We start from the raw sequence: 14,581 nt of genomic DNA, 5'->3' as shown, positions 1-14,581 counted from the left end.
AGCCACGCACTGCCATCACCACCCCGTCACCACTCGCACCAACACCAGCCCCACCGCTCAGCCCCAACTCCAACCACGCACTGCCATCACCTCCTCCACGATCGGCGCGGACGCGGCCACCGAGACCGTCGAGCGACCACGCAACAGTCCGGGATTCGCTCGGCCTCCGGCGCCCGTTGCAGCACCGTTCGGCGAGACGACACCCACGTCCGATGACAGAATGTTGCGACCGAAGCTAGGATCCGCTCGATAGGGGGTCACACTCGGGATGAAGTCGTGCACGGCCGGGGGTCTCGCCGGATGACGTCCAGTACGCGTCGTCCGTGGAACATCCGCCAATGGGATGTCTGGGCGCTGCCACCGCGGCTGCTCAGCTCAGTACTGCTAATCGAGGCTCTCGCGGTCGCGCTGCTGATCGTCGATGTGCTCGTCACGCCGCTCTCGGCCTACGCGCCGATCGGGGTCATCGGCAGCACGTTGGTGATCGGTGGCGTGGTTCACGCCGAGGTGTCGATGCGGCTCGAGCGGATCCGCCGTCGCGTCGTGGGCGAGGCCGCCAACATCGATCTCAGCTCGGTGTGGACGTTCGCCGCCGCCCTGCTGTTGCCGCCGCCCGCGGCATCGGCCGCGATCATCGTGCTGTTCACGTACCTCTACCTGCGGGTCTGGCGCCCGGCTAAGGTGCCACCGTTCCGGCAGATCTTCACCACGGCCACGCTCCTGCTCGCCGTGCACGCTGCCGCCGCCGTGATGGCCTACGTGAGCTTCGGGGCGAGCCAGCCGCTGCGCACCGGCCTCGGCCCGCTTGTCATCGTGCTGGCGCTGCTCGCGTTCACCGTCGTCAACACCTGCCTCGTCGTCGGCATCGTGATCATCAGCGCCAACAAGACCGTGCGCGAGGTCCTCGGGCAGGGCGACGAGATCGTCCTCGAGGTGGCCACGCTGTCCCTCGGTGGTCTCGTCGCGCTCGCCGTCTCCACCGGTGGCCCGCTGCTCGTGGCCTTCGCATTGCCGCCGCTGCTCGTCCTGCACCGCGCGGTGCTCGTGCGCCAACTCGAGAAGGCCGCCAATACCGACGGCAAGACCGGCCTGCTCACCGCGGCCGCCTGGCACCAGCGGTCCACCGAACGGCTCAAGCGCGCGCGGGAACACGAGGGTTCGGCCGGGGTGCTGATCCTCGACCTCGATCACTTCAAGCGCGTCAACGACGACTACGGCCACCTCGCGGGCGACGTCGTGCTGAAGGCCGTGGCCACCGCCCTGCGCGAGGAGGTGCGCGACCACGACCTCGTCGGCCGCTTCGGCGGCGAGGAGTTCGTGATGCTCCTGCCGCACCCGGAGTCACGCGACTACTCCTACGCCGACCTGCGAGCCACTGCCGAGCGGATCCGCCGCAGCATCTCGCGGCTCGGTGTCGAGATCGCGACCCCCGACGGGCCGCTGACCATCGGCGGGCTGTCGATCTCGATCGGCGGCGCGATCTTCCCCGGCGACGGATCCGTGGTGCAGGACCTCGTCGCGGTCGCCGATTCCGCCCTGTACGCCGCCAAGCGCGACGGCCGCAACACCGTGCGGCTGGGCCAGCACCAGAACCGGGAGCTCACCCTCCCGCACGTGACGCCCGCCTTCATCGAGAGCGACGCTCCCAGCAGCTGAACGACACAGCAGCTGAACCGCGCATCGGAGAACGGGGAAGGCCCCCTTCCACGCCGCTCGTGGAAGGGGGCCTTTCGTCGTCCAGGTGAAGTCAGGGCCTGGCCAGTGTCAGGGCCTGGCCGCCGAGGGCGAGCCGTGGCACTGCTTGTACTTGCGGCCCGACCCGCACGGGCAGGGTCGGTTGCGCGACGGCTCGCCCCCGCCGGTGGCCGCACCGGCACCTGCACTGCCGTTGCCGGAGCGGCGACCGCGAGCGGCGGCGGCGCCGTCCTCGTCGGGCCCGCTGTAGCTCAGCTGGGCCGGATCGGCGCCCCGGTACGCCACCGGGAGCACGCTGGTGGCCTCCGGGTCGTCGGTGACCGCGGCGTGCCGCCCGGACGCCGTGACGGCGGGGGGTGCCTTCCGCAGCGAGGCCGGCTGCGCTGCCTGCTGGACGGGCGCCTGCTGGACGGCAGGCTGCTCAACCGCGGGCGCGGCCTCCGCGACAGGCGGTGCCTCGGGCTCCGCTGCCTGCACCTTGACGTTGAACAGGTGCCCGACCGTCTCCTCCTTGATGCCTTCGAGCATCGAGGCGAACATGTCGAAGCCTTCGCGCTGGTACTCGATCAGGGGGTCGCGCTGCGCCATCGCGCGCAGCCCGATGCCCTCCTTGAGGTAGTCCATCTCGTAGAGGTGCTCGCGCCACTTGCGGTCCATCACCTGCATGAGGACCTGGCGCTCGAGCTCGCGCATGCCGCCCTGGGCGCCGATGATCTCGTCGATCTCGGCTTCGCGGCGGGCGTAGGCAGCCTTGGCGTCGGCGAGCACGGCCGCGGCCAGCGCCTCCTTGGAGAGATCGTCGCGATCCTCCTCGTCGTCGCCGTCACCGGCGAGCTCCTGCCAGGCGAACCCGACCGGGTAGAGCGTGCCGAGGGCGGTCCAGAGCTTGTCGAGATCCCAGTCCTCGGCGTAGCCCTCCGCCGTGGCACCGTCGGTGTAGGCCTCCACGACGTCCTCGAGCATGTGGTCGATCTGCTCCTGGATGTTCTCGCCCGCGAGCACCCGCCTGCGCTCGTCGTAGATCACCTTGCGCTGCTTGTTGAGCACCTCGTCGTACTTGAGGACGTTCTTGCGGATCTCGAAGTTCTGCTGCTCGACCTGCGTCTGGGCGCTGCGGATGGCCTTGGTGACCATGCCCGCCTCGATCGGGACATCATCGGGGAGGTTGAAGCGGTTCATGATCGATTCGACGATCTGGCCGTTGAACCGGCGCATCAGCTCGTCACCGAGCGAGAGGTAGAACCGTGACTCGCCGGGGTCGCCCTGCCGGCCGGAACGACCACGCAGCTGGTTGTCGATGCGACGGGACTCGTGGCGCTCGGTGCCCAGCACGTACAGCCCGCCCGCGTTGCGAACCTCCTCGGCCTCCTGCGCGACCTGCTCCTTCATCGACGTGAGCACGTCGTCCCACGCCTTCTCGTACTCCTCGCGCGTCTCGACAGGGTCCAGACCCTGGCGGCGCAGTTCGAGGTCGGCGAGGAACTCCGGGTTGCCACCGAGCTGGATGTCGGTGCCGCGACCGGCCATGTTGGTGGCGACGGTGACAGCACCCGCGTGCCCGGCCTGCGCGACGATCGAGGCCTCGCGCTCGTGCTGCTTGGCGTTGAGCACCTCGTGGGGCACCTGCAGCTGCACCAGCAGCTTGGCAAGGTACTCCGACTTCTCGACGCTCGTGGTGCCGACCAGCACCGGCTGGCCGTTGCGGTGCTTCTCCGCGATGTCGGCCGCGACGGCGTCGAACTTGGCAGGTTCGGTCTTGTAGATCAGGTCGGGCTGGTCCTTGCGGACCATGGGGCGGTTCGTCGGGATCGGGACGACACCCAGCTTGTAGATCTGGTGCAGCTCGGCGGCCTCGGTCTGGGCCGTACCGGTCATGCCCGAGAGCTTCTCGTAGAGCCGGAAGTAGTTCTGCAGGGTGATGGTGGCCAGCGTCTGGTTCTCCGCCTGGACCTCCACCCCCTCCTTGGCCTCGATGGCCTGGTGCATGCCCTCGTTGTAGCGGCGCCCGGCGAGCACGCGGCCGGTGAACTCGTCGACGATGAGCACCTGGCCGTCGCGGACGATGTAGTCCTTGTCGCGGCTGAACAGCTCCTTCACCTTCAGGGCGTTGTTCAGGTACCCGACGAGCGGGGTGTTGGCGGCCTCGTAGAGGTTGTCGATGCCGAGCTGGTCCTCCACGAGGGTGACGCCCTCGTCGGTGATGCCGACGGTGCGCTTGCGCTCGTCCACCTCGTAGTGGATGTCCTTCTTGAGCAGCGGCGCCATCCGCGCGAACTCCTGGTACCAGCGGGCGCTCTGCTCTGCCGGACCGGAGATGATCAGCGGCGTGCGGGCCTCGTCGATGAGGATGGAGTCGGCCTCGTCGACGATGGCGAAGTTGTGGCCGCGCTGCACCATGTCGACCTTGTTCCAGGCCATGTTGTCGCGCAGGTAGTCGAAGCCGAACTCGTTGTTGGTGCCGTAGGTGATGTCGGCGGCGTACTGGATGCGCCGGACCGCGGGCGGCATCTCCGAGAGGATCACGCCGACGTCGAGCCCGAGGAAGCGGTGGATGCGGCCCATGTTCTCCGCGTCGCGCTTGGCCAGGTAGTCGTTGGTGGTGACGAGGTGGACGCCGTCGCCGGAGAGCGCGTTGAGGTAGACCGCGAGCACCGAGGTGAGCGTCTTGCCCTCACCGGTCTTCATCTCGGCGATGTTGCCCAGGTGCAGTGCCGCCCCACCCATCAGCTGCACGGTGAACGGGCGCTGGCCCAGCGTGCGGACGGCGGCCTCGCGGACCACCGCGAACGCCTCGGGGAGCAGCTCGTCGAGGCTCTCGCCGGACTTGTAGCGCTCCTGGAACTGGACGGTGCGCGACCGCAGTTCGGCGTCGCTGAGGCGCTGGACGTCCGGTTCGAGCGAGTCGATGTGTGCAGCGATGCGCCCGAGCCTCTTCACCAGCTTCGTCTCACCGGCACGGAGCAGACGGTTCAGGAGCGGCACGGGTCGACCTCATTCACTCTTCGGCTGGCTTCGGCGCCGCGCCCATGGATGGTGGACGCCGCGTCGCACGGCAGACTTCCTGGACCAGGGTAGCGAAGCACCTGGGTCCGCTTGTACAACGCGTGAGGGACGGCAACCGTTCCTCTCGGATCGGTGCCGCCCCTCAGGCGAGTGCTGCCGTGCTGTCCGGAGCTACCGGGCGAGCTGGATCACGCCGTAGTCGTATCCCTTGCGCCGGTAGACGACGCTGGGCTCACCGCTCTCGGCATCGGCGAACAGATAGAAATCGTGTCCGACGAGTTCCATGCGGGAGAGCGCATCATCAACGCTCATCGGGTCGGCGGTGTGCACCTTGTGGCGCACGATGCGGCCGGGTATCAGATCGTCCTCGGGATTGAGGTACTGGTCGTGGTCGTGGCTGCGCGGGCCCGGGATCTCGACCTCGACCTCGGTGACGAGATCGTCGAGTACCGCGGTGGTGGTGCCACGTCCGGCGACCACTCTGGTGCGCTTGCCGTTGAGCCGGCGGCGGTCATGCGATCGACGCATGCGCCCTTCGAGTTTGGCGACGGCGGCATCGAGTGCCGCGTAGAAGTCCTGGGCACAGGCCTCGGCACGAGCGACGGGACCGCACCCCCGTCCGGTGAGCTCGACGCGCTGGCAGTTCTTGAGTTGGCGGCGGTTGCGTTCGTGGAAGAGCTCGACTTCCATGCCCGCAATCTTGTGGTCGTACCGCTCCAGGCGGGCGACCTTCTCGGCAACGTGGATCCGGAAATGCTCCGGAACCTCAACGTTACGACCGGTGACAACGATCTCCACGCAGACTTCCCTCGCTTTCAGCGTCGGGTTGGCATTGCAGACTGCGCACTGGGATTCCCCCGTATCCCTAGCGCTCGATCGGTGGTTCCTCCAGTAGGGACTTCGACGATGCGGAGCACCGTAACCCGCATCACGGTTCGGCAACAGGCCTCTGCGCCCAGTGACCCCGACCTGGGTGGATGCGCCGAGCGACATTCCCGCGTCGCCTGCGAGGCGGTAGGATTCCACCTCGATTTCATGATCAACGCGATCCGGAGGTGGCGTCGCAGAGCACGACGGCCGCCTCCACCGGCACGCCGGCCGCCGCGAGCGTGCGGGTGCAGGCCCGCACAGTGGCACCGGTGGTGACCACGTCGTCCACCAGCACAACCACTGCACCCGGCGGCGGCAGGCACGCCGGATCGACCCGCAGCGACCCGGCGAGGTTGGCGGCACGCTGCGCGGCGTCGAGGCCCATCGAGTCGCGGGCCCGCCGGGCCAGCCGCAGCGCCCGCGTGACCCGCACGTGCGGGCGCTCGGCCGCCATCGCGCGGCACAACCGCGCGACGTGGTCGCCGCCGCGTTCGCGCGCAGCGGACGGGCGCGACGGCGCCGGCACCAGCCAGGTGGCGGCCGGTGGCGGCCGGACGACCTCGTCGAGCGACTCCCCCAGCAGCAGTGCCAGCGGAGCGACCAGATCCCGGCGACCGCGTTCCTTGTAGCGCAGCAGCGCCGTGCGTGGCGGCCCGGTGTAGCGGGTGGCGGTGAGCACCGGTGGCGCATCGGTCAGCACGGGCCATCGGCGCTCCCCGAGGCGCGCGGCGCAGTGCCCGCACCAGGGCGTGACCGGCTCGGCGCAGCCCGCGCACTGCCCCGGCAGAACGAGGTCGACCAGCGCGGCAGCAGCGGACCGGACTCCCATGTCCCCATCGTGGCCCGCCGTGGCGATCGGCGTCGGGAGTTGTCCACAGGACCTGCCGCCGGTCAGCCCGGGTAGACCGGGATGGCGTCGGGCGCCCCGCCGACCACCAGCTTCCAGGTGGCCTGCTCGCCTCCCACGTAGCTCCACACGCCGGTCTGGTCGGTCACCAGCAGCGGGCGGCTGGGCGAGGCCGCCACGGCGCTCAGCGGCGGTGTCAGGTTGTTGATCGGCACCTCCTGCACGGTGAGCCCGTCGGCCGCGATCTGCATCACCAGCTGGTCGGACTGCTGCCGGGTGATGACCGCGATCTGCTCGGAGGTCTGCCAGTCGACGCCCACGACGGCGGTGAGCTCGCTCGCCCGGAGCCGCCGGACGTTGTGGATCGCGACCTCGCCGTCGATGCTGCGTTCCACGGCGCCGACGTACAGGCCACCGCCCACCACCGCCGCCACCCGCATGCCGTCGCGCGACAACCGCAGGTCGCCGATCGGTCCGAGCTCCGTCAGCTCGGTGTCGTTGACGTCGCCCGTACGGTAGTTGCCGTTGCCGTCGATGGACACGCGGGCGATCGAGGTGCCGTCGAGCACGGTCCACACCTCGCCGCCGCTGGGCGTCCAGGTGGGCCGCGACATCGACTTCGCGCTGAGCGGAACCGGTGCCACACCTGCATCGGCACCGCCGCTGACCAGCAGGATCCTTCCGGTTCCGGACCTCGCCACGACGGCCAGCCGTCGCCCGTCAACGGTGGCCGCCGCCGACTCCGCCGCGTAGGAGCCGTTGCCGAACGGACCGGGCAGCGCCCCGGCGTCGGCTCCGACCTGCAGCACCCGCCCCCCGCTCACGACGAGCGTCGGCACGTTGCTCGTGACCGGGGCCTCCGCGGAGAAGCGCAGCACGTCGTCACGCGTCCAGATCGCGGGGCCGCCGGGGAGCAGCGGCTCGCCGTCGACGAGCAGGCGCACCTTCGGCACGTTGACCTCGGCCAGCGACATCACCAGCTGGGCCGCGATCAGGCGCCTGGTCTCGTCGTCGAGGTCACCGGTCCTGGTCAGGTCGACGACGAGCACGCCGTCCTCGCCCGCTGCCACGTTGGAGCGCAGCCTCGCCGTCGTCGGGATCATCGACACCACGGCGCCGTTGAGCGCCAGCGAGGGCCCCGCCAGCACCATCGCGACTATCCGGGCCGCCCACGACCGGATCGGAACCTCCGGGATGTGGCGGGGATCGGCCACCACCAGCCGGCGTGAGTTGTCGACGAACCAGGGCGAGACGTCGTGGTAGTTCCCGCGGAAGTCGGTCAACGACACCACCACACCGGGTGGCAGCTGCGAGATCCGCCACTGGCCGTCGTGGCGCACGATGACGACGTCGAGCTGGAAGGTGGCCTGGTCGGGCTCGAAGGCCCCGTCGTCGGTCAGCTTACCGATCTTGTTGCCGCGGATCCGGATCGTGGTGGTACCGGTGCTGATGTCGGGAGCCCCGGGCGCGGGCACGGTGTCGATCTGCCCGTCGAGGATCGTGAGGCTCGCGTCGTCGTGCCACGACTGCGCGGCCTCGGTGGTGAGGAAGCGCCGTGCGGCGCCGTGCTTGTCGGTACTGCTGGCCGAGTTCGTGACGAACAGCCGCACCATGTCGAGCGGGTCGCTGCCGTCCGGTGGCGGGAGGTCGGCGGCCGATTCGCCCCGGCCGACCTGCCGCAGCACCTGCACCGGGGAGTCACCCGGCACGGACGCGCACCCGGTCACCACGGCGAGCACCAGCAGCAGCGCCAGCGCCGTGGCCGCACCGCGGATCGTCATCGGGCGTCCTCGGAGACGGCCTCGGCACCGGTGTCGACGTCGGTTGCGGCCTCGATGTCGGTGTCGGTGTCGCTACCGGCACGGTGCGCCCCGGCGGGTGTGTCGGTCTCGGCGATCGGGATGTTGACCAGTAGCGTGTTGGTGATCATGGACCAGCCCAGCGGCGGCGTCGGCACTGACGTGGCCGCCGCCGGGGTCCGCGCCGAGATCGCGGGCGCGGAGCCGTCCTCGGGCCCCAAGGGCAGGGGGCTGGACTCCACGCTGTCGCCGGTGATGCGTGGCAGCGTCAACCGGAAGGCCGCGCCCTCCCCCGTCTCCCCCCACGCCTGCAACCAGCCGCCGTGCAGCCGCGCGTCCTCGACGGCGATGGACAGGCCCAGCCCGCTGCCGCCGCTGCGCCGGGCCCGCGACTCCTCGGCCCGCCAGAACCGGTTGAACACCAGCCCGGCCTCACCGGGCCGCAGCCCCACCCCACGGTCGCGGACCAGCACCGCGACGGCGCGCTCGTCGGCGGCGAGCACGACGTCGACGGGGTTGCCCTCGCTGTGGTCGATGGCATTGGCGACGAGGTTGCGCACGATCCGCTCGACGCGGCGGCTGTCGACCTCCGCGAGGATGCCGACGGGAAGATCGAGGCGCAGCTCGGTGGCGGTCTCCTCGGCGATGCCGCGCACGGCCTCGACGGCGCGCTCGACGACGTTGCGCATGTCGACCGGGTCGGCGGAGAGCTCCGCGACGCCTGCGTCCAGCTTGCTGATCTCGAGCAGGTCACCCAGCAGCGCCTCGAAGCGGTCGAGCTCGGTGACCAGCAGTTCGGAGCTGCGGCGCAGGGCAGGCAACAACTGCTCGCGCGAGGCGTACAGCACGTCGGCGGCCATGCGGACGGTGGTGAGCGGTGTGCGCAGCTCATGGCTGACGTCGGAGGTGAACCGGCGCTGCAGCGCCCCGAACTCCTCGAGCTGGTGGATCTGGGTCTGGATGCTGGAGGCCATCTCGTTGTACGACTCGCCCAGCCGCGCGACCTCGTCCTCGCCGTGCACCGGCATGCGCTCGTCGAGGTGGCCGTCGGCGAAGCGCTCCGCGATCTCGGCTGCCTGCCGGACGGGGCGCACGACCTGGCGCGTCACGATGCTCGCGATGCCGGCCAGCAGCAGCACGAGTATCAGCCCGCCGACGATCAGCGTGCTCTGCACGAGCCCGAGCGTGCGCTGCTCGGAGTCGACAGGGAACAGCAGGTAGAACTCGAGCGAGCCGTTCGCCGTGCGCACCGGCTGCCCGATGAGCAGCGTGGGCACCGGCTGGCCCTGGTCGGTCAGCGTCACGTAGCGACGGGCCAGCGCGCCCTGCGCCACGGCGTCACGCAGATCCCGCGGGACGTCCAGTACCGGTCCGACCGAGATGCCCGTGCCGCCCTCGCGGGTGCCGGAGGCCAGCACGGCGCGGAACGCACCGGCGCTCGCCGCGGGTCCCGCCGCGGACGCGCTGGAGTTGGTGAGGCGATCGAGCGCGAGCTTGAGATCGGTGTCGATGGAGGGCCGATCCGGATCGACGTTGGACAGCTCCGTCTCCAGCAGCACGCGGCCCGCCTCGGCCCGGCTGAGGGTGTCGGCCTCCTTGGTCTCGGTGACGCGCAGGGCGATCTGGGTCTGCAGCACCAGCCCGAGCACGACGACGACCGCGGCGGAGAGGGCGAGCGTGCTGAGCACGACGCGCAGCTGCAGCGACCGCCGCCACACCGTGTTGAACGCCTCGGCGAGATCCTCACCGGACTGGCGGATCTGCCGCGTGGCCCGGCGGAACCGCGCACCGGCCGCGATGGCGATCACGGCCGGATCATGGGGGTCCGGCCTTGTACCCCACACCGCGCACCGTCAGCACCACCTCGGGGTGCTCCGGGTCGCGCTCGACCTTGGACCGCAGCCGCTGCACGTGGACGTTGACCAGCCGGGTGTCGGCGGCATGGCGGTAGCCCCACACCTGCTCGAGCAGCACCTCGCGGGTGAACACCTGCCGGGGCTTGCGCGCCAGCGCGACGAGCAGGTCGAACTCCAGCGGCGTGAGGGCGATCTGCTCGCCTGCCCGCTCGACCTGGTGGGCTGGCACGTCGATGGTGACGTCGCCGATGGAGAGCTGCTCGGCGGGCTCGGTCTCGGTGCGCCGGACCCTGGCCCGGATGCGCGCGACGAGCTCCTTGGGCTTGAACGGCTTGACCACGTAGTCGTCGGCGCCGGACTCGAGGCCCAGCACGATGTCGACGGTGTCGCTCTTGGCGGTGAGCATGACGATCGGCACGCCCGACTCGGAGCGGATGGCCCGGCAGACGTCGATGCCGTTCATGCCGGGCAGCATCAGATCGAGCAGCACCACGTCGGGGCGCAGCTCGCGGACCGCGGGCAGCGCCCGGGTGCCGTCCTGGACCACAGCGGTGTCGAAGCCCTCACCTCGGAGCACGATCGTGAGCATCTCGGCCAGTGCCGGATCGTCGTCGACCACCAGAACGCGCGACTTCATGTGGCCAGCATCCCACCTACGTGCTCGGACGGCGCCCGCGACCCGCAGCGATGCGGTGACTCGATGATCGACACGGGGCGGCGGGGCCGGCTCGCCATGCTCGTGGCGCTCGGTGTCGACAACTTCGGGACGGGCCTGTTCGCGCCGCTGCTGGTCGTCTACGTGACGCGGGTGATCGGCCCGGACATCAACGCCGCGGGCGCGCAGCTCACCGTGGGCGATGGCTACCGCCAGGTTCTGCGCGTCCGGTGCCCGGCGTCTCGATCACGCTCAACACCGTGCTGGCGCTGGGAACGGTCGGGGCGCTCGGGCTCGGCCACCGGCACCGGCGCTGACCGGCGCCGGGTAGCAGCGGGGGCCGCCTCAGCCGAGCAGGGTGGCCGCCAGGGCCGGGGCGTCCAGCTCGGCGGTGCCGTCGAGCACCGTCCACGGCGAGAGCCATCCCGTGGCCGCGAACCGGGCATAGACGGCGGCGACGCGTTCCTGCAGCCCGCCGTCGGACTCGTAGGCGTCGCGCTCCCGGCCGGCCTCGGTGCGTTCGCGGTGGGCCGCCCGCTCGGCGGCGACCGCCCGGGGCACCTGCAGCAGGAGCTGGTGGTCGGGGATCGGGATGCCGAAGCGCTGCAGCTCCAGGTCCTGGATCCAGGCCGCCACGTCCCCGTCGCCGTCCTGGCCCAGCCGGGCGGACTGGTACGCGGCGTTGGAGGCGATGTAGCGGTCGACGAGCACCACGTCGTTGCCGGCCAGCGCGGCACGCAGGTCCGGGGCCGCAGCCCGGCGGTCGAGCGCGAACAGCACCGCCATCGCGTAGACCGACTCGCCCAGGTCACCCGCCTTGCCGTACAAGGCCTCGCGCGCGAGCTGGGCGTGGACGTCGTCGTCGTAGCGCGGGAAGGCGAGCCGCGCCACGCGCGCCCCCGCCGCGTCGAACGCCGCGCAGAGCGCGTCGGACAGGGTGCGCTTGCCGGCGCCGTCGAGCCCTTCGATCACGATCAGCCTGCTCACGGGCGGCAGAGTAGCCGCCGGCTCAGGCGATGTTGCGGACCAGCTCCCAGCTCGCGGCGAACCCGGGGTGCAGCGGCAGCTCCGCCAGCGCGTCGGCGGCCACCCAGCGCACCGCGATCGTCTCGGCGGTCAGCGCGGTGAGCACGAACTCGCTGCTGGCCCGGCCGACGACGGTGGTGTACGCCCAGCCGCCGTGATCGTCGACGTGGCAGCCGGTCAGCTCGTAGCTGCCCGGCGCCAGCCCGGCCTCCTCGGCCGCCTCCCGCTGCGCCGCCTGCTCGGCGGTCTCGGCGCGGTTGCGAGCGCCGCCGAGGATGCCCCACGTGTCGCCGTGGTGGCTCCAGGTGGCGCGGTGCTGCAGCAGCACCTTGTCGTCGTGCCACAGCAGCAACCCGGCGGCACCGTAGATGCCCCAGTGCTTGTGGCCGAGGGCGCAGCGCGTCCATCCATCACCGTCACCGCGCGGGAAGACCACGGTGCCAGCCTATGTCGGGGAGGGGCGCCAGGGCACCGTCGAGAACGACGTTGTCATGATCGAAAGGGCCTGTTGATCATGGCAACGTCGTTCTCGACGGCTCGGGGTGATCAGTAGCGGTAGTGCTCCGGCTTGAACGGGCCGTCGACGTCGACGCCGATGTACTCGGCCTGGTCCTTGGTGAGCTTGGTCAGCTCGCCGCCCAGCGCCAGCACGTGGATCTTGGCGACCTTCTCGTCGAGGTGCTTGGGCAGCCGGTAGACGTCCTTGTTGTACTCCTCGAACTTGGTGAACAGCTCGACCTGGGCGATCACCTGGTTGGAGAAGCTGTTGCTCATCACGAAGGACGGGTGGCCGGTGGCGTTGCCCAGGTTCATCAGGCGACCCTCGGACAGCAGGATGATCGAGTGCCCGTCCGGGAACACCCACTCGTCCACCTGCGGCTTGATGTTGATCTTGCGGATGCCGGGGATCCGGCCCAGTCCGGCAACATCGATCTCGTTGTCGAAGTGACCGACGTTGGCGACGATCGCCTGGTGCTTCATCGCCTTCATGGCGTCGGTGGTGATGATGTCCTTGTTGCCCGTGGTGGTGACGATGATGTCGGCCTTGCCGATCACGTCGTCGAGCAGCGCCACCTGGAAGCCCTGCAGCAGTGCCTGCAGCGCGCAGATCGGGTCGACCTCGGACACGATCACGCGGGCACCCTGGCCGTGCAGCGCGGCCGCCGAGCCCTTGCCGACGTCACCGAAGCCGCAGACCAGCGCGACCTTGCCGCCGATCAGCACGTCGGTGGCCCGGTTGAGGCCGTCGATCAGCGAGTGCCGGATGCCGTAGGTGTTGTCGAACTTGCTCTTGGTGACCGAGTCGTTGACGTTGATCGCCGGGAACAGCAGCTCGCCCTGCTCCGCGAGCTGGTAGAGCCGGTGGACGCCGGTGGTGGTCTCCTCGGTGACGCCGCGGATGCCCTCGGCGACCACGGTCCACCGCTTGCCGTCGGCGGCCAGCGAACGGCGCAGCGTGTCGAGCACGATCCGGTACTCGTCGGCGACGGTGAGGTCGTCGTCCTCGACGGTCGGCACGACGCCGGCCTTCTCGAACTCCAGGCCCTTGTGCACCAGCATCGTGGCGTCGCCGCCGTCGTCGAGGATCATGTTGGGGCCGACGGTGTTGCCGTTCTCGTCGGTGAACGAGAACAGCTGGTCGGTGGCCCACCAGTACTCCTGGAGCGTCTCGCCCTTCCAGGCGAACACGGGCACGCCCTTGGGCTCCTCCGGCGTGCCGGAACCGACCACGGTGGCGGCGGCGGCGTGATCCTGGGTGGAGAAGATGTTGCAGCTCACCCAGCGCACGTCGGCGCCGAGGCTGACCAGCGTCTCGATGAGCACCGCGGTCTGGATCGTCATGTGCAGCGAGCCGGCGACGCGGGCGCCGTGCAGCGGGCGGGCCTCGGCGTACTCGCGACGCAGCTCCATCAGGCCGGGCATCTCGTGCTCGGCGAGGCGGATCTCCTTGCGGCCGAACTCGTGGAGCGAGAGGTCGGCGACGGCGAAGTCGATGCCGTTGCGGGTCTGCAGCAGCCGGCTCGGGCCGGTTGTGGTGTCGGCGGTCATGGGGTGGTGAAGCCTCCTCGAATGCCCCGGATGGGGGCCGTGCGGCAGGGAATCGTGCGGCGGGCCTCGATCGGCACGGCGGGAGACGATGCGATGGGCACAGCCTGCCTCCTGGATCGAGTGCAGGCGCCCTTGTGCAATGGCCGGTTGGTCGAGCGTGGCGGACATCCGTCCGTCGCAGCGCCCCTCGACCCCGACTACGCGATTGCCTCTCCAGCATCCCGATCGGGCGCAGCGTCGTCAACTCGGTGAGGCGCGTTCCGCACGCGGTGGGCCGCGATCGTGGCGGCGATCACATCGACGGCCGCAACGCAGCGCCGGTGCCATCGCGTCACAGGGGTCGACATCGGATCGACGAACGGAACTCGACATGGCAGTACGTGCACGCGCCGCCCGCCTCGCCTGCGGGGCGGCCGTTGCGGGAGCGCTCCTGCTCACCGCCCCGGCGACGGCCTTCGCGGAGACCGCGACCCCCGCGCCCGCCCCGCCGACCACGGCGGCCGAGCAGGCTCCCCAGCCGCTGACGGCCGCCCCCGCGCCCGCCGTGACCCCGGCGCCGAGCGCGCCGCAGCAGGTTCGCACGCCCGAGGCGGCACCTGCTGCCCCCGGGACCCCGCCGCAGGTCCGCAGGATCCCGTCCGGCGCTCCGGAGACCGGTGGCGGCGCCACCGCTGCCGGCAGCGACGTCGCGCCGCTCGTCCTCGGCGGCATCGCGCTGGCCGGAGCGGGTGTCGCCGTTGCGGCCGTCGCGGCACGGCGCAGGCGGGGCAACGCCTCCTGA

11 protein-coding genes and 1 riboswitch are annotated in these 14,581 nt (G+C 70.6%); of the genes, 2 read left to right on the top strand and 9 right to left on the bottom strand.

What is annotated here, in order from left to right:
• Positions 1-300: 300 nt before the first annotated feature.
• A complete protein-coding gene (locus ACFPFQ_RS27415) occupies positions 301-1,656 on the top strand; it encodes a GGDEF domain-containing protein (RefSeq protein ID WP_379623806.1) in 1,356 nt (451 codons plus the stop codon).
• Between the two features lie 108 nt (positions 1,657-1,764).
• Here ACFPFQ_RS27415 and secA read toward each other — a convergent pair whose 3' ends face one another.
• The 9 genes from secA to ahcY all read right to left on the bottom strand — a co-directional run bounded on the left by secA (position 1,765) and on the right by ahcY (position 13,800).
• Positions 1,765-4,677 (bottom strand): preprotein translocase subunit SecA, encoded by a 2,913-nt coding sequence (gene secA, locus ACFPFQ_RS27410; RefSeq protein ID WP_379623804.1) that lies wholly within the window; start codon positions 4,675-4,677, stop codon positions 1,765-1,767.
• 192 nt (positions 4,678-4,869) lie between these two features.
• Positions 4,870-5,496 (bottom strand): ribosome hibernation-promoting factor, HPF/YfiA family, encoded by a 627-nt coding sequence (hpf, locus tag ACFPFQ_RS27405; RefSeq protein ID WP_379623802.1) that lies wholly within the window; start codon positions 5,494-5,496, stop codon positions 4,870-4,872.
• A 241-nt stretch (positions 5,497-5,737) separates the two neighbouring features.
• Positions 5,738-6,397, bottom strand: coding sequence for a ComF family protein (locus tag ACFPFQ_RS27400; protein ID WP_379623800.1), 660 nt, complete (start codon positions 6,395-6,397; stop codon positions 5,738-5,740).
• A gap of 62 nt (positions 6,398-6,459) precedes the next feature.
• On the bottom strand, positions 6,460-8,196 hold the full coding sequence (locus tag ACFPFQ_RS27395; RefSeq protein WP_379623798.1) for an LpqB family beta-propeller domain-containing protein: 1,737 nt from the start codon (positions 8,194-8,196) through the stop codon (positions 6,460-6,462).
• A complete protein-coding gene (gene mtrB / locus ACFPFQ_RS27390) occupies positions 8,193-10,022 on the bottom strand; it encodes an MtrAB system histidine kinase MtrB (RefSeq protein WP_379623796.1) in 1,830 nt (609 codons plus the stop codon). Before mtrB ends, ACFPFQ_RS27395 begins: the two co-directional genes overlap by 4 nt.
• A gap of 7 nt (positions 10,023-10,029) precedes the next feature.
• Complete coding sequence (gene mtrA, locus ACFPFQ_RS27385) at positions 10,030-10,707, bottom strand: MtrAB system response regulator MtrA (RefSeq protein ID WP_379623794.1); 678 nt, start codon at positions 10,705-10,707, stop codon at positions 10,030-10,032.
• Positions 10,708-11,070: 363 nt separating this feature from the next.
• A complete protein-coding gene (locus ACFPFQ_RS27380; protein WP_379623792.1) occupies positions 11,071-11,712 on the bottom strand; it encodes a dTMP kinase in 642 nt (213 codons plus the stop codon).
• A gap of 22 nt (positions 11,713-11,734) precedes the next feature.
• A complete protein-coding gene (locus ACFPFQ_RS27375) occupies positions 11,735-12,187 on the bottom strand; it encodes an NUDIX domain-containing protein (protein ID WP_379623790.1) in 453 nt (150 codons plus the stop codon).
• Between the two features lie 110 nt (positions 12,188-12,297).
• Positions 12,298-13,800, bottom strand: coding sequence for an adenosylhomocysteinase (ahcY, locus tag ACFPFQ_RS27370; protein WP_379623788.1), 1,503 nt, complete (start codon positions 13,798-13,800; stop codon positions 12,298-12,300).
• Between the two features lie 117 nt (positions 13,801-13,917).
• A riboswitch (S-adenosyl-L-homocysteine riboswitch) is annotated at positions 13,918-13,995 on the bottom strand.
• Between the two features lie 175 nt (positions 13,996-14,170).
• On the opposite strand from ahcY, the gene ACFPFQ_RS27365 reads away from it, so the two are divergent.
• Complete coding sequence (locus ACFPFQ_RS27365; RefSeq protein WP_379623786.1) at positions 14,171-14,581, top strand: hypothetical protein; 411 nt, start codon at positions 14,171-14,173, stop codon at positions 14,579-14,581.

This window comes from Pseudonocardia sp. GCM10023141 (genome assembly GCF_042653605.1).
Note: the sequence above shows the minus strand (reverse complement) of the source record. Positions and strands in the feature narration are given on the sequence as shown.

Bases quoted from the DNA above. Each gene is read 5' to 3' on its own strand.
- ACFPFQ_RS27415 (WP_379623806.1), top strand. From the start codon at position 301: ATGACGTCCAGTACGCGTCGTCCGTGGAACATCCGCCAATGGGATGTC.
- ACFPFQ_RS27400 (WP_379623800.1), bottom strand. From the start codon at position 6,397: ATGGGAGTCCGGTCCGCTGCTGCCGCGCTGGTCGACCTCGTTCTGCCG.
- ACFPFQ_RS27395 (WP_379623798.1), bottom strand. From the start codon at position 8,196: ATGACGATCCGCGGTGCGGCCACGGCGCTGGCGCTGCTGCTGGTGCTC.
- mtrA (WP_379623794.1), bottom strand. From the start codon at position 10,707: ATGAAGTCGCGCGTTCTGGTGGTCGACGACGATCCGGCACTGGCCGAG.
- ahcY (WP_379623788.1), bottom strand. From the start codon at position 13,800: ATGACCGCCGACACCACAACCGGCCCGAGCCGGCTGCTGCAGACCCGC.
- ACFPFQ_RS27365 (WP_379623786.1), top strand. From the start codon at position 14,171: ATGGCAGTACGTGCACGCGCCGCCCGCCTCGCCTGCGGGGCGGCCGTT.